Below are 20,464 nucleotides of genomic sequence, written 5' to 3'. Positions count from 1 at the left end.
CGAGCACGTCCGCTCCTGCGCCGGCTCCCGCGCGGATATCGGCGCGATCCGTCTTGCATTCCGCGCACGATTGGCTACGTTCCCGGCCATGATTTCGACGCCCGCCATTTTTTCGGCCATCGGTACGCGCGTTTCCCGCGCCACGGCGTCGCGCGGCCTCCTTCCGCTCCTTCTTCTGCTTAGCGGCGGCCGTCGGACCCGTTGATCGAAGGGGCGTCCGGCGGTCGAGCCGGCGCGGTCTGCCTCGACTTCGCTCTGCCCCTTGCATCCCACAAAATCCGTGCAAATTCGGACGCGTTCCCGCATGAAGGCGGCGCCATGGCCCCTCGCGAGGGCGTTCCGAGCGATCAAGGTTGAAAACCGATGTCAGTCAGTCCCATCACTCCCTTTGCCGCCGAAGCCGCGCGACAGGCGGAGCGCCCGCGCGAGACGGCGCGCACCATGAACGACGCGCCGCGCAAGTACCGGCCCTACGGCACGATCGATTTGCCGGATCGCAGCTGGCCGTCGAAGACGATCACCGAGGCGCCCATCTGGTGCTCGGTCGATCTCAGGGACGGCAATCAGGCGCTGGTCGATCCGATGGGCCACGATCGCAAGGCGCGCTTCTTCGCGCTCCTGCTGGCGATGAACTTCAAGGAGATCGAGATCGGCTTTCCGTCGGCCTCGCAGACCGACTTCGATTTTGCCCGCTGGTGCATCGAACAGGGCGGCACGCCCGAGGACGTCTCGCTGCAGGTGCTCGTCCAGTGCCGGCCGGAGTTGATCCAGAAGACCTTCGACTCTCTGGAAGGTTCGGTCCGGCCGATCGTCCATTTCTACAATTCGACCAGCGAGCTGCAGCGCCGGGTGGTGTTCGACAAGGATCGCGCCGGGATCAGGCAGATCGCGGTGGACGCTGCGAAGATGATCACCGACATGGCGGCGAAGGCCGGCGGCGGTTATCGCTTCCAGTATTCCCCGGAGAGCTTCACCGGGACCGAGCTGGAATTTGCCGCCGAGATCTGCAACGCCGTCGCGGAAATCATCCAGCCCACGGCCGAGAACAAGCTGATCGTCAACCTGCCGGCGACGGTCGAGATGTCGACGCCCAACGTCCATGCCGACCAGATCGAATGGATGTGCCGCAATCTCGACGACCGCGAGAACCTCATCGTCTCGCTGCATCCGCACAACGACCGCGGCACCGCCATTGCCGCGACGGAACTCGGCCTGATGGCCGGCGCCGACCGGGTCGAGGGCACGCTGTTCGGCAATGGCGAGCGCACCGGCAACGTCGACCTCGTGACCCTGGCGCTGAACATGTACACGCAGGGGATCGACCCCGGCCTCGACGTTTCGGACATCAACCGGATCAAGGACGTCTACGAATACTGCAACAGGCTGGCGATTCCCGAGCGTCACCCCTATGTCGGCGAACTCGTCTACACCGCCTTTTCCGGCTCGCATCAGGACGCGATCAACAAGGGCATGAAGGCCCGCCGCGCGGCCAACAGCGAGGTCTGGGAGGTGCCCTATCTGCCGATCGACCCGAAGGACGTCGGCCGCAGTTACGAGGCGATCATCCGCATCAACTCGCAGTCGGGCAAGGGCGGCATCGCCTATGTCCTGCAGGCCGATTACGGGCTCAACCTGCCGCGCAACCTGCAGATCGAGTTCCGCGAGGACATCCAGAGGATCACCGACGAAACGGGCGTCGAATTGCCGGTCAAGGCGATCTACGACCGCTTCATCGAGCGCTATGTCGAGCAGCCGCAGGGGCGGCTGAAATTCGTCGATCACTTCACCCGGCCGAACCAGAGCGTGAAGGGCGAGCGGGTCGTCGAGGCGACGATCGTCGACGACGGCAAGGAGATCACCATCCAGGGCAACGGCACCGGCCCGATCGATGGCTTCATCGACGCGCTCAAGCGCCATCTCGGCATCGAGTTTTCGGTCTTCGACTATTCGGAGCATTCGCTCGGCGCCGGCTCCGACGCCCGCGCCATCTGCTACATGGAGATCGCCCATCCGGGCGGGCGGCTGTTCGGCGCGGCGATCAACAAGAACATCGTCACGGCCTCGCTCGAGGCCATCGTCTCGGCTGTGAACCGCATTCTCGCCGAGCGGGCCGGCACCAGATGAGCCGGCACGCGACGAGACGGCTTTGAACGACCAGCCGCGTCTTCACGCGATCGAAAGAGGTGGCGGCGACCGGCCGCCGCTCGTCTTCCTGCACGGCTTCGACGGCCGGGCCGAGGTCTTCGACCCGCTCGCCGAAGCCTTTGCCGCCGAGGGAAGGCGGTGCCTCGCCTTCGACCTGCCCGGCCACGGCCGGTCGCGCGATTACCCCGGCTTCGGCCCGCCGAAGGTGGCGGCGCGGGCGGTCATCGCCGAGATGCGGCGCCGGGGCATTGATGCTGCCCATGTCGTCGGCCATTCCATGGGCGGTGCGGTGGCCTGTCTGATGGCCCTGTTCGAACCCGCGCGGGTGTCGTCGCTGACGCTGCTCGCGCCGGGCGGCTTCGGGCCGCAGATCGGGGTCGAGCCGATCCGAAGGATGATGGAGGCCGAGACGGAGGAGGACCGGGTCGCCGCGCTGCGGGGCATGATGGCGGAGGGCTCCACCCTTCCGGGTGGAGCCTTGCAGGGCCTGAACGACTGCGATGCGCGAGATCAGGTCCGCCATGTCTTCCACCTGCTCTTTTCGTCCGGCCGTCAGGGCGTGCTGCCGCTCGATGCCGTCGCGGAGACGAAGATTCCCATCGAACTCCTCTGGGGCGAAGCGGACCCGGTCACGCCGGTCGCGCAGAGCGAGAACCTGCCCGCCGCCTTTGCCGTGAGACGGCTCGCCGGCGTCGGCCACATGCTGGCTTTCGAGGCGCCGGGCGAGACGCGCGCCGCCGTTGCCCGGGCGATCAGCAGGGCGGAGCCCGGATAGTCGTTTGGCCGAGATCGCCGGGTGGTGTTTCCTTCGCTCGCAAAGCCCGGTACGGTTAATTTTCGGTTACCGTGTCGATTCGAGGCGAGAATGAGCGAGTCGAGAGACAACATCGCGCAGCTGATGGGGACGAAGCGTCTGGCCGACGCCGTCCGGCAGGCGAAGATCGCCGCGGCGCAACGCTCGGACGTCGTCGTCGACATCCGCGAGGCCGATCGGGCGCGTCTGGAAATCCTCGCCGAAGAGCTTCAGCCGATCGTCGGCGAACTCGACCCGGCCGACGACTTCTTCGACTTCACGATCTCCGGCGGCAGCCATCCCCGGCTGTGGGTCGACGGGACGGCCAACGTCATGATGGCGCGCGACCGGCGCACCTACCGCTTCGTCCGCGAGACCCGCATCGGCCGGCTGACGATGGCCGAATCCACCGAGCCGCGGGTGATCGCCGATCGCGTCACCGACTATGTCGCCGCGCGGATCGTCGAGCGCGAGAAGGCCTATGCCGCCGACGACGCGATGGGCGCGGGGGAGATCCATCAGGCTGGTCGCAGTCCGAGGCATGCCGAGGAAGACGACGAGCCGCTCCGCTTTCCCGACAAGGCGCAGAGAACCCAGGCAAAGCCTCAGCGTTCGAGGACCAGCGACTTCGCCATCGGGCTGATCTGGCTGATGATCGGCGCGGTGCTCGGCGCCGCGATCCTGCTTGCCATCGCCTCCTATCGCGGCGTGACCATTCCCGGCTGATCGGCCGCATGTGGCCGACGGCCGCCTTCGACGACGGTCAGGGCGACACCAGCCGGAACAGATGGGCGAGATCCTTGAAGAAGATGCGCAGGTGCGCCGCCGGGTCGCGACGCGTCAACTTCTTGTTCATGTAGGATTCCCAGGTCAGGCGCTGCACGTCCTCGTCGCGGCAGATCGAGACGAAGCGCTCGCGCTGCTTGTCCGACCGGTACCAGACGGTCTGCATGATGCCGAGGATCCAGAACACCCGGCCATGCTCGCGCATGAAGGCTTTTCGCGCCGCGGCGAGGGCCCTGGCGTTTCCGGTGGCGAGAAAGGCCTCTGCCGCCTCGGCGACCATCCGGGCGCTGACCATGGCGTAATAGATGCCTTCGCCCGATGCCGGCGCGACGACGCCCGCCGCGTCGCCGGCGAGGATCACGTCGCGGCCGTTGTCCCAGCGCTTCAGCGGCTTCAGGGGGATCGGCGCGCCTTCCCGGCGGATGGTCTCTGCGCCGGCAAGGCCGGCCGTCTCGCGCAGCCGCTCGACCGCCGGCCGCAGACCGTATCCCTTGATGGCGCTGCCCGTGCCGACCGAGGCGGTGGCGCCATGGGGAAACACCCAGCCGTAGAAGTCCGGCGAGATCCGGCCCTGATAATAGACGTCGCAGCGCACCGGATCGTAATCGGCTTCGGGGGCGGCCGGTTTGGCGCGGACGATCTCGTGATAGGCGAAGACGCAGGGCACCTTGTCGGCACCGGGGATCGCCTGCCGGCCGACGGAAGAGCGGGCGCCGTCTGCGCCGATGACGAGACGGGTGGAAATCAGCCGTTCCGTCATGGTGTTGCCGTCTTCGACCGTGCCGGATGACGGCAGGAAGCGGACCAGGGTGCGGCCGCCCTCGCGTTCGATCGCCTGGAAGCGGCCGGTGAAGCGGGTGGCGCCCGCGGCCGCCGCCCGATCGCGCAGCCACTCGTCGAAATGTTCGCGATCGACCATACCGACATAGCCGTTCTCGATCGGCATCGGCACGCGCTTGTCCGACGGCGAGACCATCCGGGCGCTGGCGATGCGCGCGACGAGAAGCTCCGGGGCAATGTCGAAATCGCGGACGAGACGGGGCGGAATGGCGCCGCCGCATGGCTTGATGCGGCCGGCCCGGTCGAGCAAGGCGACGGAATGGCCGGCCTCGGCCAGGGCTTGCGCCGCCGTAGCGCCGGCCGGGCCGCCGCCGACGACGACGACGTCGAAGTGCGCGATGTCGTTTGTTTCGTCCGTCATGCCGGCACCACCTCGTTGGATGAACGCGTCTCTTCGCTTTCCCCCGGAGCTCGCGAATGCTGCCGGACGGTGGTGGTCACCAGCTTCGCCGAGACGAGGAAGAGCAGCGCCTCGACCGCGAAGACGACGCCATAGGCGCCGCCGCCGGGCCCGATGACCTGGCCGGCGAGATCGACGGCAACGGTGCCGAGGAAGCCGCCTGCACCGAAGGATATCGCCTGCGCCGCCCCCCATACGCCCATGCGCACCCCTTCGCGCCCGCGCTCACCCTCGCGGGCAAGCGCCATCATCTTGCCGATCGCCGCGACGGCGAAGACGCCGTTGCCGAGGCCGAGCGCAAAGACCAGGACCCCGATCGGCAGGAAGCCGGGAACGAGGCCCGAGGCGGCGAGCATGGCCAGCGCCAGGGCCGAAGCGAGGCAGCCTGCGACGGACAGTCTGGTCAGGACGTTCCGCATCCGCGGCGCGAGGATCGGCGAAAGAGCCGCGACGAGCAGCATGCCGAGAAAGGTTCCGCCATGCTGGGCGCTCGACAGGCCGGTGGTCTCGCCGGGGGTCATCGAAAAGACGATGCCCGCGAAGGGTTCGAGGATGAGATCCTGGCCGGCATAGGCGAGCATCGAGACGACCACGAAGATCGTGAACCGGCGGGTTTCCGCCTCGCGCCAGACCTCTTCGAGCGCCCGACGGAAAGGAGGCTTGGGGGCAGAGGCCCCGCGCCCCTCGTTCTCGCGTGCCGGCCGTTCGATGCCCGCGAGGCCAGCAAGAGCGACCAGGAACGCGATGCCGCAGACGGCGGCCGTCACGGCGATCAGCCGCTCGGGCGAATAGGGATCGAGAACCTTGCCGGCGACGGCGGTGGTGACGACGAAGCCGAAGATCATCATCATCCAGATGAGCGTCGCGGCGGGTCCGCGACGGTCCGCGGCGACGTGGGTCGCGACCAGGGTGAGGAGGTTGGTTCCCGCCGCGCCGACGCCGACGCCGATCGCGGCGAAGGCGAGAATCGCCGCGAGGATCCCGGCCGTCGGGTGATGTTGCATCAGGGCGGTCGCGCCGGAGGCCGCGACGGCGCCGAGGCCGAGGACCGCCAGGCCCGCGACGATGAAGGGGGTGCGCCGCCGGCCGCCATCCGAGCCGTGGCCGAAGAGCGGGCGCGTCAGCTGAAGGGCGTAATGGATGCCGACGAGGGCGCCGGGCACGATGGCCGGGAAGGCGAGTTCGACCACCATCACCCGGTTCATCGTCGAGGTGGTCAGCACCACCATCGCGCCGAGGCCGGTCTGGACCAGGGCCAGCCGGAGAATCTGCAGCCAGGTGAGACCGCCTTGCGCCATCGTCTAGCTCCCGACGATGCCGCCGAGTGCGAAGGCGGCGACCATCATGCCGAGGACGTAGAGGCTGGTGCCGGTGGCATTGTACCAGGGCGCCCGGCCGCGCGGATCGGCGACGAAACGGCGCATCAGCATCGCCTGTCCGGCGAGAAGGACGAGGATGGCGAGGCCGTAGAGCGGCGCGCCCCAGGCGGCGAGGAGGATGGCGACGAGAAGTTGCGGCAGCGCCATCACGAAACATGCGATCAGCGCCGCGGCCCTCGCACCGTACTGGACCGGCAGGGAGCGGACGCCGAGCGCGACGTCGCCCTCGATGGCCTTGAAGTCGTTGAGCGTCATGATCCCATGGGCGCCGATGCTGTAGAGATAGGCGACGAAGACGATCTCGGCGTCGGGAAGACCACCGGCGACGACGGCGGCGCCGGTGAACCAGGCGAGCCCTTCGTAAGCGAAGGCGACGGCGGCATTGCCCCACCAGCCATTGCGTTTCAGCCGCAGCGGCGGCGCGCTGTAGGCGAAGGAGAGCAGACAGCCGAGGGCGGAGGCGAGGCCGACCCACGGCCCCAGCGCGAAGGCGACCGCCAGCGCCAACGCCGTCCAGGCGATCGCCAGATAAAGCGCCGAGCGGCCCGGCATCCGCCCCGAGGGGATCGGCCGGTTCGGCTCGTTGATCGCGTCGACGTGGCGGTCGAACCAGTCGTTGACAACCTGGCTCGCACCGCAGAGCAGCGGCCCGGCGAGCACGATTCCGGCCAAGACGATCCAGATGGTCTGACGATCCGGCTCGGCCATGTAACGGGCCGAGATCGCTCCGCAGCCGAAGGCCCACATGGGCGCGAACCAGGTGATCGGCTTCAACAATTCGATCCCGGCCGAAACGATCGGTCGCATGCCGGCCGGGGTGTCTGCGATCAAGCGGCTCATGACGGGAGGCTAGGCGGGGCGGGAACGAGTGTCAACAAATTTTGACACTTCGGTGTCATGGCCGACATGTGCCCGTCGACGGCGACGAAGGTCCGCCGCGATCCTTTCAATGGGTTTCGTCGCTTTCGGAGAAATTGCCGGAAATGTTGTGGCGCCGCAGCTTGGAATAAAGGCTCTGCCGGCTGAGACCGAGCATTTCGGCGGCCGAGGCCCGATTGTTGCGGGTCAGTTCGAGGGCGGCCTCGATGCAGAGCTGTTCGATGATGTCCGCGGTCTCGCGGATGATCTCGCGCAGCGGCACGCGGCCGACGAGCCCGGTCATGTCGTTGGCCGAGCGGAAGGGTTCGGAGGTCGCGGGCCTTGCCGACACGCGCGACGTCTCGCGGATCGAGAAGCCGTAGAAGCGCCGGTCGCCCTTGGTGATCGCCGAGCCGCTGACGTCCACGTCGACGACCCCGCCGTAGCGGGTGTTGAGATGGGTGGCGAAATTGCGGACGAAGCCCTCGCCGTCGATCGCCTTCATCAGGATGCCGAGTTCGACGCCCCGCCGCCCGAGTATCTCGTCCAACGGGCGACCGACCACTTGGCTGCGGCTGGCGATTTCGGTGAGGTCGAGGAAGCTCTCGTTGACCTCCAGCACCGCCCGGTCGGGGCCGACGACGGCGATGGCGTCCGGCGAGGCCCGGCCCAGCCTTGCGACGAGATCGTCGCCGATTTCCCGCTTCCCGGCTCCCTCGTCGCCCGCCAGACGCAGAATGATGCGGCTGCTGCCATGCTGACGATAAAAGCGGATCACCACGGCGACCGCGTCTTCGCCGCCGGCCAGAACGAGTTCGGCGCTCTCCGACTCGCCGGACCGGCGAGCCGCCGCGATCAACGCCTCGACGTCCCCCTGGCTGGCCTGGCCGAAGACGCTCGACAGCGGCGCTCCGACGATCCGCCTGCCGTCCTTTTCGAGACGCTGACGCGCAGCGAGATTGGCGTCGATGATGCGTCGTGCCGCAGCGTCGACGAGCAGAATCGGTTCGACTGCCGTATCGAACAGAACGCGATATTGCGTTTCGGTACTGCGCAGGCGGGCATAGTCGGTTTCGAGCGCGAGCTGCGTCTCGACGAGATTCTGCTGCAGGGCCGCCATCGTCCGCAGATCACGCCCGAGGGCGAGACGCATGCCGTTCTGGGTCAAACGCAGCAGCGAATAGCTGATCGGCAGATCGGAGCCGTTCGCTATCGGATGGTTGATCTCGCGCCGGGCCGGTGAGTCCTGGTCGGGACCCTCGGCGAGCATGCGCTCGACCTTCTGCCGGCTCTCCACCGTGACGACGTCGACGAAGCTCTTGCCGATCCAGGCCTTTTCGACCGACCCGAAGAGATCGGGCTCGCGCATCGCGACGTCGACGATCGTTCCGGAACGATCGAGAAGCAGGGCGACGTCGGTCGCCGAGGTCACCATCGTCGCAACGAGGGCGGCTTCGAGATTCGCAAACGAACGGCTCGGGTCGGAAAACTGCCGGCCAGTGCTCGGATGTTCCATCCTCAGGGCACCTATCTCTCGTCCGTCCCCCCCGTTCGGTTCCGAAATCGTCTGCGCAGCGTCTCAGCGATCGATCAGTAGCGTTTCCGCCCGTTCGACTGCACTGCGCCCGTCTACTGCGACGAGATCGGCCCCGTAGTCATCTAACGATTGTCCCGCGACGGTGAAAGCCCATCCGCCGAGAAAGATGCGACTTGTTTGCGATCCGGTTGCCTGGCGCAACGCCGCGACCTGCTCGCGCACGGGCGGCAGGAACCGCTCGCTGCCGACGCTCATGCCGATCGCATCGTAGCGGCGGCTTTCGGCGAGTTCGCACAAGACGTCGAGGCTGGAATTGGCTTCGAGCGAAACGCTCCAGCCGGCGGCGAGGAAGAGTTCGGCCAGGACGAACAGGCCGAAGGTATGTTGTTCCCCGGGCGCCGCCGCCAACAACACGCTGGCGCGCCCATCCGTCATCTGGAACGAGTCGGGCCGGCCGAGCGAACGAATCATGTGTTGCAGCCGGGCCGACTTCGTCGTGACCTCGACGAAGCTCATCCGGTCGTTCAGCCACATCTCGCCGAGTTCGCGAATGGCGGGCGCCATGATTTCCATCAGCAGCGTTTCGAGATCCATGCCGGCGGCCTGGAGGTCGAGGAGATGGCGCCACTGGGCTTCCGGACTGTCCGAGAGAACGAGACCCAGAAAGCGCTCGGCTTCGATGCGCCGATGAATCTCCCCCGTGGACGTCGATCTCTGGTTGAGTGGACCGGCTTCGCCATGCGCGGCGTAGAGGCTCGGAATCACCTTTGCCACGATGGCCTCGGACAGGCGGTATCGCCAGTCCTCCTCACCGGCTGTGTAAGCGCGAGTTGACACCTGGCCCCGATCGAAGTGAGGCTGAAGGTCTCCGTGAGGTCGTTCTGCCGCTTGGGGGATGTCTGCCATTGATCTCCCCTCCCAGATCGTCGCCTGTCTCCACCGCGCCCGAAACGCGCTGTCAGCGCGGCGCCTGCGTGTGTTCGGCGATCTTTACCCACGAAGCTTCCTCCAAAGTTGGAACGATTGCAATCCGCCGCGCGGAGATAAAATCATAGGCGGAACGAAACCGTAAATTTCTCTCGACGTCAATTTGGCTTGACACATGGGTTGGCCGGTCTCACAGTTCGGCCATGGCACCGTTTCGTATCTCATTGCCGAACCAGGGCGCCGCCGCGAAAAGGGGCCGGTCGCTTTACACGCCGGCCGAGCGGGCGCGGCGGGACGCGACGGCCTGGACCGCCGTGCAGGGCGTTCTGGCGCCGCTGCAATTTCTGATCTGCCTCGTCTCCATCGCTCTCGTCGGCCGCTATCTTCTGACCGGCGGGGGCTACCAGGCGGCCGTCGCTTCGGTCGTCGTCAAGACGCTGGCGCTCTACGCGATCATGATCACCGGTTCGATCTGGGAGAAGGTGGTCTTCGGCCGGTGGCTGTTCGCGCCGGCCTTCTTCTGGGAAGATGCCGTGTCGATGGGCGTCATCGCCCTCCACACCGCCTATCTCGTCATGCTGATCGCCGGCGTCGGCTCGGCGGCCGAGCAGTTCACCGTCGCGCTCGCCGGCTATGGCGCCTATGTTCTCAATGCCGCCCAGTTCGTCCTCAAGCTTCGCGCGGCGAGACTTCAGGGGAGCGCGGGGTCCGTTTCGCCGACGCTCGAGGTGCCGGCATGAGCGGCGGTCCTTCGATGTCGCGAGGTGCGGCGCCCGCCGTCGCGGATATCATGCCGTCGCTCGGCTGCGCGGATCGGCCGGTGCTGCGCGAGCGCGGCCAGCGCGAGGTGTTCTGCGGGCTGACCGGGATCGTCTGGCTGCATCGCAAGATCCAGGACGCATTCTTCCTCGTCGTCGGCTCCAGGACCTGCGCCCATCTCATCCAGTCGGCCGCGGGCGTCATGATCTTCGCCGAGCCGCGCTTTGCGACGGCGGTGATGGAGGAGCGCGATCTCGCCGGCCTCGCCGACGCCAATGAAGAACTCGACAAGGCGGTATCGCGGCTGATCGAGCGGCGGCCGGACGTCAGGATGCTCTTCCTCGTCGGCTCCTGCCCCTCGGAGGTGATCAAGCTCGACCTGTCGCGCGCCGCAGCGCGGCTGTCGCAGCGCTATTCGCCCGACGTTCGGATCCTCAACTATTCCGGCTCGGGCATCGAAACGACCTTCACCCAGGGCGAGGACAATTGCCTCGCCGCCCTCGTGCCGCAACTGCCGGACTCCGAGGCCGGGGCGCCGCAGCTCCTCGTCGTGGGCGCGCTGGCGGACGTGGTCGAGGACCAGTTCGCCCGTCTCTTCGACGCGATGGGCATCGAGAACGTCCGCTTTCTGCCGCCGCGCCGGGCGCGGGACCTGCCGCCGGTCGGGCCGTCGACGCGCTATCTCCTCGCCCAGCCCTTCCTCGGCGAGACGGCGAGGGTTCTCGACGAACGCGGTGCGCGCCGCATCGCGGCGCCGTTCCCGCTCGGTGCCGAGGGCACGACGCTGTGGCTGAAGGCGGCGGCGGACGCTTTCGGGATCGATCCGATGCGCTTTCGCTCGGCGACGGCCGCGGCCGAGGCCCGGGCGAAGCGGGCTTTGGAGCCATATCGAGCCGAACTGTCCGGCCGCGCGGTCTTCTTCTTTCCCGACTCGCAGCTCGAGATCCCGCTCGCCCGGATGCTGTCGCGCGAACTCGGCATGAATCTCGCCGAAGTCGGCACGCCCTATCTCCACCGCCAGCATCTCGCCGAGGAACTGGCGCTGCTGCCAGAGAAAACTGCTTTGTCGGAGGGCCAGGACGTCGACCGGCAGCTCGACCGGGCGAGGGCGACGCGGCCGGATGTTTCCGTCTGCGGGCTCGGCCTCGCCAATCCGCTGGAGGCCGAGGGGCTGACGACCAAATGGTCGATCGAGCTCCTCTTCACCCCGATCCAGGGCTACGAGCAGGCCGGCGACCTCGCCGCGCTCTTCGCCCGCCCGCTCGACCGCAAGACGCGGTTGAAGGTCTAGGGGAGGCGGCCATGCAACTCACCGTCTGGACCTATGAGGGGCCGCCGCATGTGGGGGCGATGCGCGTCGCCACCGCGATGGAAGGCGTCCATTACGTTCTCCATGCCCCCCAGGGCGACACCTATGCGGACCTCCTCTTCACCATGATCGAGCGCCGCGACAAGCGCCCGCCGGTGACCTACACGACCTTCGAGGCCCGCGATCTCGGCACCGACACGGCGGCCCTGTTCCAGCGGACGCTGAAGGATGCTTATGAGCGGTTTCAGCCGCAGGCGATGCTGGTCGGCGCCTCCTGCACGGCCGAGCTGATCCAGGACGATCCGGCTGGCCTCGCCAAGGCGGCGAACCTGCCGGTGCCGGTCATCCCGCTGGAGCTGCCCTCCTACCAGCGCAAGGAAAACTGGGGCGCCGCGGAGACGTTTTATCAGATCGTCCGGACGCTGGCCGCCCCGGTTCACCCGCAGGTCGGCGATGCCGCAGGCGCCATTCCTGCCAATGCCGTGCCGGGGCACCCCCCTCTGCCTGCCGGCATCTCCCCCTCAAGGGGGGAGGTCGGCGGTTTCGATGCCTCGCCTGGTGCGTCGTCGGAAACGCAAGACCCAGCGTCTCAGAGTGGCCTCGGCGCAAAAGCGGGGTCAATCTCCCCCCTTGTGGGGGAGATGCCCGGCAGGGCAGAGGGGGGTGACGCCGGCATCGACTCTTCCGCCGAACCAGAGAAGAGAGCGGCCGACGCACACGGCGAAGCCGCGAATTTCGGGCCGCGCGAAGCACGCCGCCCGACCTGCAACATCCTCGGCCCCACGGCCCTCGGCTTCCGCCATCGCGACGACGTCGCCGAGATCCGCAAGTTGCTCGGCGAGATCGGCGTCGTCGTGAACGTCGTCGCGCCGCTCGGCGCCTCGCCCGCCGACATCGGGCGGCTCGACGAGGCCGACTTCAACGTCGTCCTTTATCCCGAGATCGCCGGCGTCGCGGCGAAATGGCTGAAGCGGACCTTCGGCCAAGCGTTCACCACCGTCGTGCCGATCGGCCATGGCGCGACGCGGGATTTCGTCGCCGAAGTGCGCCGGCTTGCAGGATTGCCGGAGGCGGCGGCGACGGGTGTCGCACCCCGCTCGAACCTTCCCTGGTTCTCCCGGTCGGTCGATTCCAACTATCTGACCGGCAAGCGCGTCTTCGTCTTCGGCGACGCCACCCACGCGCTCGCTGCAGCCCGGGTCGCGACCGAGGAGTTCGGCTTCACGCTTTGCGGCCTCGGCACCTATTCGCGCGAGTTCGCGCGCGACATCCGGGCCGCCGCCAAGGCGTACGGCGTCGAGCCGCTGATCTCGGACGACTATCTCGACGTCGAAGAGGCGATCGCCGCGGTCCAGCCGGAACTCGTCCTCGGCACCCAGATGGAGCGGCACATCGCCAAGCGGCTCGGCGTCGCCTGCGCCGTCATTTCAGCTCCCGTCCACGTTCAGGATTATCCGGCGCGCTACTCGCCGCAGATGGGCTTCGAAGGCGCCAACGTCCTCTGGGATACCTGGGTCCATCCGCTGGTGATGGGGCTTGAGGAGCATCTCCTCGGCATGTTCCGGGACGATTTCGAGTTCCACGACGATGCGCGGCCCTCCCATCTCGGGGCCGGCTCCCGGATTTCGACCGAGCCCGAGCGCGCTACCACCACCTTCGCCACGCCACCGGCCGTTCCTCCCGCGACGCGGGTGGGGGCCTCGGCCGACGGCAATCCGATCAACCTCGACTGGCTCAACGAAGCCGAGGTGGAGCTGAAGAAGATCCCCTTCTTCGTGCGGGGAAAGGCCCGCCGGAATACCGAAAAATTCGCCCTCGAACGGGGTCTTTCAGAGATCACCGTGGAGACGCTCTATGATGCAAAGGCCCATTACAGCCGCTAGCGGCCCTGCCGGGGCCGGCGCATCGGCGCCGGTCAAGGTCGTGCTGATCAGCCTCGACGGCCACATGGCCGGGGCGGTTGCCGCCGCGCGGTGCCGGCTGTCGGGCGAGATCCCAGGCCTCGAAGTGGTGCTCCATGCCGCGACCGACTGGGACCGCGAGCCTTCGAGCCTTGCCGGCTGCATCCGCGACATCGGCGAGGCCGACATCGTGTTCGCCAACATGCTGTTCATGGAGAACCACATCGAGGCGGTGCTGCCGGCCCTGAAGGGGCGGCGCGAGGCCTGCGACGCCATGGTCGGCGCGATGTCGGCGGGCGAGGTCATCAAGCTGACGCGGCTCGGCAGCTTCGAGATGGCGACCGAGGCGAAGGGCGTCATGGCGCTGCTCAAACGCCTGCGCGGCGGCCCGAAGACCGGCGGCAGGCCGTCCTCGGGATCCGGCGCGCGGCAGATGGCGATGCTGCGCCGGCTGCCCAAGATCCTGCGCTTCATCCCCGGCACGGCGCAGGACGTCCGCGCCTATTTCCTCATCCTGCAATACTGGCTGGCGGGCTCCGACGAGAACGTCGCCAACATGATCCGTTTCCTCGTCGAGCGCTATGCCAGGGGGCCGCGCGCCGACGTGGCGGCGAGGCTGCGCCAGACCCGCGCGCCGGTCGTCTATCCCGACGTCGGGCTCTACCATCCCCGCCTGCCGGACCGGATCGCCACCCGCATCGACTCGTTGCCGAACCGCAAGGGCGGCGCGGCGGGCACCGTCGGCCTCCTGGTCATGCGCTCCTACGTCCTGTCCGGCGACACCGGCCACTATGACGGCGTGATCGCTGCGATGGAGGCGCGCGGGCTGAAGGTCGTTCCGGCCTTCGCCTCGGGCCTCGATTCGCGCCCTGCCATCGAAGCGTTCTTCCTGCGGGACGGCAGGCCGGCGATCGACGCGCTGGTCTCGCTCACCGGCTTTTCCCTGGTCGGTGGCCCGGCCTACAACGATTCCAATGCGGCGGAAGAGGTGCTCGCCAGCCTCGACGTGCCATTCCTTTCGGCTCATTCGGTGGAGTTCCAGTCGCTGGAGGAATGGCGGCTCTCCTCGGCCGGGCTGACGCCGGTGGAAGCCACCATGATGGTGGCGATCCCGGAAATCGACGGCGCCACCGGGCCGATGCTGTTCGGCGGCCGCTCCACCTTGTCGCGGACCGACGGCCACCGCGAGATGACCGTCGATCGCGGCCGGGCCGATCTGCTGGCGCGCCGGACGGAAAAGCTGATCGCGCTGCGCCGCCGGCCGAAGGCGGAGCGAAAGATCGCGCTGACGATCTTCAACTTTCCGCCGAATGCAGGCAGCGTCGGCACGGCGGCGCATCTGTCGGTCTTCGCCTCGCTCCACAACACGCTGAAGGCTCTGAAGGCCGAGGGCTACGCGGTCGATCTGCCGCAGGACGTGGATGGGCTGCGCGATGCGATCCTCGCCGGCAACGCCGCCCGCTTCGGCGCGCAGGCCAACGTCTTCGCCACGATCCCCGCAGCCGACCACGTCCGCCGCGAGCCGTATCTCGCCGAGATCGAGGCGCAATGGGGGCCGGCGCCGGGCCGCCATCAGTCGGACGGCTCGTCGATCTTCGTCTGCGGTGCCGGCTTCGGCAACGTCTTCGTCGGGGTCCAGCCGGCCTTCGGCTACGAGGGCGATCCGATGCGGCTCCTGTTCGAGAAGGGCTTCGCGCCAACCCACGCCTTCTCGGCCTATTACCGCTGGCTTCGCGAGGATTTCGGCGCCGACGCGGTGCTGCATTTCGGCACGCACGGGGCGCTCGAATTCATGCCCGGCAAGCAGGTGGGCCTTTCCGCCGAATGCTGGCCGGACCGGCTGATCGGCGACCTGCCGAACGTCTATCTCTACGCCGCCAACAACCCCTCCGAAGGGACGATCGCCAAGCGCCGGGCGGCGGCGACGCTGGTGTCCTATCTGACGCCGCCGGTGGCGCATGCCGGCCTCTACCGCGGCCTCGCCGACCTCAAGGCGACCATCGAGCGCTGGCGCGTTTCTGCGCCCGAGGCGGCGCAGGAACGGCGCGATATCGAGGCGACCATCGCGGCCCAGGCGAGCGCACTGGATCTCTGCGCCGAGCCCGGCGTGGACGGAGCGCCCGCAATCGACGTGCCGGCGCTGCGCCGGGCCGTGCTCGAGGTCGAGGAAACGCTGATTCCGCACGGGCTGCATGTCGTCGGCCAGGCGGTCGGCGACGCAGAACGGGCGGATCTTCTCGCCGCGACCGCCGAGGCGACGCTTGGCGCCGCGCCCGCCCGCGACGCCATCGACGCGCTGGCCGGGGGCGATGGTGGCATCGTCCTGAAAAGCCGCTTCGGCGCCGACGAGGATAAGGACACGGCAATCGAAGCCTTGGTGAAGCTCGACGCCGACCTTCGCCGCGACACCGAGCTGCCGGCGCTGATGCGCGCCCTCGACGGCCGGTTCATCCGCCCGGTGCCGGGGGGCGACCTCCTGCGCATGCCGCAGATCGTGCCGACGGGCCGCAACGTTCACGGCTTCGATCCCTTCCGCATCCCCAGCGCCTATGCGGTGGCCGACGGACGCCGCCAGGCCGGGCGGATGCTCGACCGCCACGCGGCGAGCGGCCATGCCTTGCCGGAGACGGTCGCGATCGTCCTGTGGGGCACCGACAACCTCAAGAGCGAGGGCGGCCCGCTCGCCCAGGTCCTGGCGCTGATCGGCGCCGCGCCGCGCTTCGACAGCTTCGGCCGGCTCTGCGGCGCCGATCTCCTGCCGCTCGAAAGCCTCGGCCGGCCGCGCATCGACGTGCTGGTGACGCTGTCCGGTATCTTCCGCGATCTCCTGCCCCTGCAGTCGAAGCTCCTGGCGGAAGCCGCCTTCCTCGCCGCGACCGCCGACGAGCCGGACGAGATGAATTTCCTCAGGAAACACGCGCTCGCCTATGCCGCGCAGACCGGCTGCGACATGGAGACGGCGGCGCTGAGGGTCTTCTCCAATGCCGACGGCGCCTATGGCTCCAACGTCAACATGCTGATCGACTCCGGCGCCTGGGAGGCCGAGGGCGAACTGGCCGAGGCCTATACCCGCCGCAAGTGCTTCGCCGTCGACCGCAAGGGCAAGACGGCCGAGCAGGCGAAGCTTCTCAAGGCGTCCTTCGCCAAGGTCGAGATGACCTATCAGAACCTCGAATCCGTCGAGCTCGGCGTGACGACCATCGACCACTACTTCGACACGCTCGGCGGCATCAGCCGCGCCGCCTCCGAAGCCCGCGGCGAGAAGGTGCCGGTCTATATCGGCGACCAGACCAGAGGCGAGGGCAAGGTCCGCACGCTGGAAGAGCAGGTGGCGCTCGAAACCCGCACCCGCATGCTCAATCCGAAGTGGATCGAGGCGATGCTCGCCCATGGCTATGAGGGCGTCCGGCAGATCGAGAGCCACGTGACCAACACCCTCGGCTGGTCGGCGACGACAGGCCAGGTCTCGCCCTGGGTCTACAAGCGCCTCGCCGAGACCTTCGTGCTCGATCCCGAGATGCGCGAGCGGCTCGCGAGCCTCAATCCGACCGCCTCGGCCCGCATGGCCGACCGGCTGATCGAGGCCGAGGAGCGTCATTACTGGACATCCGACGAAGCCGGCCGGGACGCGCTGCGCGAGGCGGGCGCCGATCTCGAGGATCGGCTCGAAGGCATCACACATAAGGAGGTCGTCGCCGCATGACCGCGCTCAAGACCACACTCCCGCTGCCGAGAACCGTCTATCGCAAGGAAGACGGCGAGGGCTCCGTCCAGGTGAAGATGAACACCGGGCCGAAGATCGACGGCGCCAAGGTGTTCGCCGTCTACGGCAAGGGCGGCATCGGCAAGTCGACGACCTCGTCGAACCTGTCGGTCGCCTTTTCCAAGCTCGGCAAGCGCGTGCTCCAGATCGGTTGCGATCCGAAGCATGATTCGACCTTCACGCTGACCAAGCGCCTGCAGCCGACGGTGATCGACGTTCTCGAGACCGTCGACTTCCACGCCGAGGAACTGCAGCCGGAGGACTTCGTCTTCGAGGGCTACAACGGCGTCATGTGCGTCGAGGCGGGCGGTCCGCCCGCTGGGACCGGCTGCGGCGGCTATGTCGTCGGACAGACGGTGAAGCTCCTGAAGGAGCATCATCTCCTCGAAGACACCGACGTCGTCATCTTCGATGTCCTCGGCGACGTCGTCTGCGGCGGCTTTGCGGCACCGCTGCAGCATGCCGACCGGGCGCTGGTGGTCACCGCCAACGACTTCGACTCGATCTTCGCAATGAACCGCATCGTCGCGGCGATCCAGGCCAAGGCGAAGAACTACGACGTGCGCCTCGGCGGCGTCATCGCCAACCGCTCCGCCGGCACCGACGAGATCGACCGTTTCAATGCCGCGACCGGCCTTCAGAGGGTCGCGCATTTCCCTGATCTCGATGCCATCCGCAAGAGCCGCCTGAAGAAGGCGACACTGTTCGAGATGGGCGACGCGCCGGAGGTGAAGGCCGTGCAGGACGAGTATCTGAGGTTGGCGGCAAGCCTTTATGCCGGGGTCGAGCCGATGGACGGCAAGTCCATGAAGGACCGCGACATCTTCGATTTCCTCGGTTTCGAGTGAGGCGGGCGATGAGCGACGTTGCCACCTACGAGATCCGGCGCGGCGAGATCGAGACCTATTTCGATCGCACCGCCGCCGATGCCTGGAAGAAGCTCACCTCCGACGCGCCGCTCGGCCGTATCCGGGCCAGCGTGCGCGCCGGCCGCGAAGAGATGCGGGCGTTTCTTCTCTCGCTGCTGCCGGATGACCTGAGCGGTACGAGGGTGCTCGACGCCGGCTGCGGAACCGGGGCACTGTCGATCGCGCTCGCGGCGCGGGGCGCGGATGTCGTCGGCATCGATCTTTCGCCGACCCTGATTTCCCATGCGCGCGATCTCGCCCGACTGGCGGGCGTCGGCCACGCCGCGCATTTCGAAGCCGGGGACATGCTGGCATCCTCGCACGACCGATTCGACCATGTCGTCCTGATGGACTCCCTCATCCATTACGAGCCGGCCGACGCCGCCGCCGCTCTCGCGACGCTCGCGGCCCGAACCGACCACTCGATCGCCTGTACCATCGCGCCGAAGACGGCGATGCTGGCCCTGATGCACCGGGCCGGCCGGCTGTTTCCGCGCGGCGACCGGGCGCCGGCCATCGTTCCCGTCGCGACCGACCGTTTCGGCGAGCGCCTGGACCGTCATCCCGGTCTGGCCGGCTGGAGCCTTGAGCGCCAGCGTCGGGTGACCAGCGGCTTCTACAAGTCCCACGGCATGGAGCTCGTCCGGTCATGAGGCTCCTTCGGCGACGCAAACGGGCTTTGGCGGGCGCCGTCCGCGCCCCGATGTCGGCGCGTGAAGCGGCGGCGCGGGCGCAGATGAGCCGCTTCATCATGTCGATCATGCCGTTCGCCGACGCGGCGTCGACGGATCTGCCGCTCGCCAGGCTGTTCCGCCTGTCGCTGTTCCAGGTGTCGGTCGGCATCACCATGGTGCTGCTCGGCGGCACGCTCAATCGCGTGATGGCGATCGAACTCGGCATTCCCGTCTCGATCATCGCCGTCGCCATGGCGCTGCCGCTGGTTGCGGCGCCCGCCCGGGCGCTGATCGGCCACAAGTCCGATACGCATCGCTCCTATCTCGGCTGGCGCCGGGTTCCCTACATCTGGTTCGGCGCGCTGACCCAGTTCGGCGGGCTCGCTCTGATGCCGATCTCGCTGTTGATCATCGCCGAGGCCCGGCCGGGAACGGTGATCTACGGCGAGGTGGGCATGACGCTCGCCTTCCTGATGACCGGCTTCGGCCTCCATACCGTCCAGACTGCCGGTCTGGCGCTCGCCACCGACCTCGCCCCGGCGGACAAGCGCCCGCGGGTCGTCGCCATGCTCTATACCATGCTGCTCGTCGGCATGGTCGCCGGTGCGATCGTCATCGGGCGCATGCTCTCGGACTTTTCGCCGCTGAAGTTGATCGAGGTCCTGAAGGGCTCGGCGATGCTCACCGTCGCGCTTACCGTCATCGCCGTATGGAAGCAGGAACCGCGCCGGCGCGATCTCGCTCCGTCCGGCGAGGCCAGGGAAACCTTCCGCGCGGCGCTGAAGGCGCTCCGCCGGCAAAAGGGGCTCGACCGGCTCCTTGCGTCGCTGGCCGTCGGCACCGCCGCCTTCGGCATGCAGGACGTCCTGCTCGAGCCTTACGGCGGCTCGGTGCTGCACATGGGGGTCGGGTCGACGACACTGCTGACGGCATTGTTCGCCGCCGGAAGTCTCGCCGGCTATTTCGTTTCCGCCCGGCTGATGGGCCGGGGCGGCAACCCTTACGTCGTCGCCGGCGTCGGGCTGATGCTCGGCCTGCCGGGCTTTGCCGCAGTCATCATGGCGGCGCCTTTCGGCTCGGTCGTCGTGTTTTCCGCCGGCACGGCGATGATCGGCCTCGGCAGCGGCCTCTTCGCCGTGTCGATGCTGATCGCCGCCATGGCGATGGTCAGCGACGGCCGGGGCGGCCTGGCGCTGGGCGCCTGGAGCGCGGTTCAGGCCGTGGCGCTGGGTCTTGCGGTCGCCGTCGGCGGATTCCTGCGCGACGCCGTCACCGGACTTGCCGATGCCGGCTGGCTCGGCTCGGCCTTTCAGGGCCCGGCCAGCGGATACAGCGTCGTCTATCTGGTCGAAGTCTTTCTCGTCTTTGGGGCGCTCGTCTGCCTCGGACCCCTGGTCAAACCGCGTCGGATCGAACCGAGGGCCGCGCCGGCGGCGCGCTTCGGTCTCGCCGACCTGCCGAACTAGACGCTCGAAACGAAGGGAG

At 67.9% G+C, this 20,464-nt stretch carries 15 protein-coding genes; 10 read left to right on the top strand and 5 right to left on the bottom strand.

Annotation, left to right across the window (positions count from 1 at the left end; genetic code table 11):
* Positions 1-363 precede the first annotated feature (363 nt).
* The 3 genes from leuA to LZD57_RS03610 all read left to right on the top strand — a co-directional run bounded on the left by leuA (position 364) and on the right by LZD57_RS03610 (position 3,664).
* Positions 364-2,124 (top strand): 2-isopropylmalate synthase, encoded by a 1,761-nt coding sequence (leuA, locus tag LZD57_RS03620; RefSeq protein ID WP_420844731.1) that lies wholly within the window; start codon positions 364-366, stop codon positions 2,122-2,124.
* A 22-nt stretch (positions 2,125-2,146) separates the two neighbouring features.
* The gene (locus LZD57_RS03615; protein ID WP_233717751.1) at positions 2,147-2,920 is read left to right on the top strand and encodes an alpha/beta fold hydrolase; all 774 of its coding nucleotides are present in this window, start codon (positions 2,147-2,149) and stop codon (positions 2,918-2,920) included.
* Between the two features lie 90 nt (positions 2,921-3,010).
* Complete coding sequence (locus LZD57_RS03610; protein ID WP_233717750.1) at positions 3,011-3,664, top strand: hypothetical protein; 654 nt, start codon at positions 3,011-3,013, stop codon at positions 3,662-3,664.
* A 37-nt stretch (positions 3,665-3,701) separates the two neighbouring features.
* Here the strand turns inward: LZD57_RS03610 and LZD57_RS03605 are convergent, their stop codons facing one another.
* The 5 genes from LZD57_RS03605 to LZD57_RS03585 all read right to left on the bottom strand — a co-directional run bounded on the left by LZD57_RS03605 (position 3,702) and on the right by LZD57_RS03585 (position 9,644).
* On the bottom strand, positions 3,702-4,925 hold the full coding sequence (locus LZD57_RS03605; RefSeq protein ID WP_233717749.1) for a geranylgeranyl diphosphate reductase: 1,224 nt from the start codon (positions 4,923-4,925) through the stop codon (positions 3,702-3,704).
* Positions 4,922-6,262, bottom strand: coding sequence for a BCD family MFS transporter (locus LZD57_RS03600; protein ID WP_233717748.1), 1,341 nt, complete (start codon positions 6,260-6,262; stop codon positions 4,922-4,924). The genes LZD57_RS03605 and LZD57_RS03600 overlap by 4 nt, the downstream gene beginning before the upstream one ends.
* 3 nt (positions 6,263-6,265) lie before the next feature.
* Positions 6,266-7,183 carry a chlorophyll synthase ChlG gene (chlG, locus tag LZD57_RS03595; RefSeq protein ID WP_233717747.1) on the bottom strand — a complete coding sequence of 306 codons (918 nt, stop codon included), beginning with the start codon at positions 7,181-7,183 and terminating at the stop codon, positions 6,266-6,268.
* Between the two features lie 106 nt (positions 7,184-7,289).
* The gene (gene ppsR / locus LZD57_RS03590) at positions 7,290-8,717 is read right to left on the bottom strand and encodes a transcriptional regulator PpsR (RefSeq protein WP_233717746.1); all 1,428 of its coding nucleotides are present in this window, start codon (positions 8,715-8,717) and stop codon (positions 7,290-7,292) included.
* Between the two features lie 63 nt (positions 8,718-8,780).
* Entirely contained in the window at positions 8,781-9,644 is an 864-nt protein-coding gene (locus LZD57_RS03585) for a cobalamin B12-binding domain-containing protein (protein WP_233717745.1), read from the bottom strand.
* Between the two features lie 224 nt (positions 9,645-9,868).
* Between LZD57_RS03585 and bchF the strand changes: the two genes are divergently transcribed.
* The 7 genes from bchF to LZD57_RS03550 are packed head-to-tail and all read left to right on the top strand — an operon-like array spanning position 9,869 to position 20,445.
* Positions 9,869-10,405 carry a 2-vinyl bacteriochlorophyllide hydratase gene (gene bchF / locus LZD57_RS03580; protein ID WP_233717744.1) on the top strand — a complete coding sequence of 179 codons (537 nt, stop codon included), beginning with the start codon at positions 9,869-9,871 and terminating at the stop codon, positions 10,403-10,405.
* A 50-nt stretch (positions 10,406-10,455) separates the two neighbouring features.
* On the top strand, positions 10,456-11,715 hold the full coding sequence (locus LZD57_RS03575) for a ferredoxin:protochlorophyllide reductase (ATP-dependent) subunit N (protein ID WP_233717910.1): 1,260 nt from the start codon (positions 10,456-10,458) through the stop codon (positions 11,713-11,715).
* Positions 11,716-11,726: 11 nt separating this feature from the next.
* Positions 11,727-13,616, top strand: coding sequence for a ferredoxin:protochlorophyllide reductase (ATP-dependent) subunit B (locus LZD57_RS03570; protein ID WP_233717743.1), 1,890 nt, complete (start codon positions 11,727-11,729; stop codon positions 13,614-13,616).
* On the top strand, positions 13,591-17,337 hold the full coding sequence (locus tag LZD57_RS03565; RefSeq protein WP_233717909.1) for a magnesium chelatase subunit H: 3,747 nt from the start codon (positions 13,591-13,593) through the stop codon (positions 17,335-17,337). Before LZD57_RS03570 ends, LZD57_RS03565 begins: the two co-directional genes overlap by 26 nt.
* Positions 17,334-18,245 (top strand): ferredoxin:protochlorophyllide reductase (ATP-dependent) iron-sulfur ATP-binding protein, encoded by a 912-nt coding sequence (bchL, locus tag LZD57_RS03560; protein ID WP_233717742.1) that lies wholly within the window; start codon positions 17,334-17,336, stop codon positions 18,243-18,245. Before LZD57_RS03565 ends, bchL begins: the two co-directional genes overlap by 4 nt.
* 8 nt (positions 18,246-18,253) lie before the next feature.
* Entirely contained in the window at positions 18,254-18,958 is a 705-nt protein-coding gene (bchM, locus tag LZD57_RS03555; RefSeq protein ID WP_233717741.1) for a magnesium protoporphyrin IX methyltransferase, read from the top strand.
* Positions 18,959-19,008: 50 nt separating this feature from the next.
* Positions 19,009-20,445 carry a BCD family MFS transporter gene (locus tag LZD57_RS03550; RefSeq protein WP_420844730.1) on the top strand — a complete coding sequence of 479 codons (1,437 nt, stop codon included), beginning with the start codon at positions 19,009-19,011 and terminating at the stop codon, positions 20,443-20,445.
* Positions 20,446-20,464 lie beyond the last annotated feature (19 nt).

Source organism: Jiella avicenniae (assembly GCF_021390325.1).
GTDB classification, from domain to species: Bacteria; Pseudomonadota; Alphaproteobacteria; order Rhizobiales; family Rhizobiaceae; genus Jiella; species Jiella avicenniae.
The sequence above is the reverse complement of the archived record's forward strand: the minus strand, read 5'-3'. Positions and strand labels throughout refer to the sequence as shown.

Excerpts from the sequence above, each read along its gene's own strand:
- bchL (WP_233717742.1), top strand. The coding sequence starts at position 17,334 with ATGACCGCGCTCAAGACCACACTCCCGCTGCCGAGAACCGTCTATCGC.
- LZD57_RS03600 (WP_233717748.1), bottom strand. The coding sequence starts at position 6,262 with ATGGCGCAAGGCGGTCTCACCTGGCTGCAGATTCTCCGGCTGGCCCTG.
- chlG (WP_233717747.1), bottom strand. The coding sequence starts at position 7,183 with ATGAGCCGCTTGATCGCAGACACCCCGGCCGGCATGCGACCGATCGTT.
- leuA (WP_420844731.1), top strand. The coding sequence starts at position 364 with ATGTCAGTCAGTCCCATCACTCCCTTTGCCGCCGAAGCCGCGCGACAG.
- bchF (WP_233717744.1), top strand. The coding sequence starts at position 9,869 with ATGGCACCGTTTCGTATCTCATTGCCGAACCAGGGCGCCGCCGCGAAA.
- LZD57_RS03565 (WP_233717909.1), top strand. The coding sequence starts at position 13,591 with ATGCAAAGGCCCATTACAGCCGCTAGCGGCCCTGCCGGGGCCGGCGCA.
- LZD57_RS03585 (WP_233717745.1), bottom strand. The coding sequence starts at position 9,644 with ATGGCAGACATCCCCCAAGCGGCAGAACGACCTCACGGAGACCTTCAG.
- LZD57_RS03605 (WP_233717749.1), bottom strand. The coding sequence starts at position 4,925 with ATGACGGACGAAACAAACGACATCGCGCACTTCGACGTCGTCGTCGTC.
- LZD57_RS03610 (WP_233717750.1), top strand. The coding sequence starts at position 3,011 with ATGAGCGAGTCGAGAGACAACATCGCGCAGCTGATGGGGACGAAGCGT.
- ppsR (WP_233717746.1), bottom strand. The coding sequence starts at position 8,717 with ATGGAACATCCGAGCACTGGCCGGCAGTTTTCCGACCCGAGCCGTTCG.
- LZD57_RS03550 (WP_420844730.1), top strand. The coding sequence starts at position 19,009 with ATGTCGGCGCGTGAAGCGGCGGCGCGGGCGCAGATGAGCCGCTTCATC.
- LZD57_RS03570 (WP_233717743.1), top strand. The coding sequence starts at position 11,727 with ATGCAACTCACCGTCTGGACCTATGAGGGGCCGCCGCATGTGGGGGCG.
- bchM (WP_233717741.1), top strand. The coding sequence starts at position 18,254 with ATGAGCGACGTTGCCACCTACGAGATCCGGCGCGGCGAGATCGAGACC.
- LZD57_RS03575 (WP_233717910.1), top strand. The coding sequence starts at position 10,456 with ATGCCGTCGCTCGGCTGCGCGGATCGGCCGGTGCTGCGCGAGCGCGGC.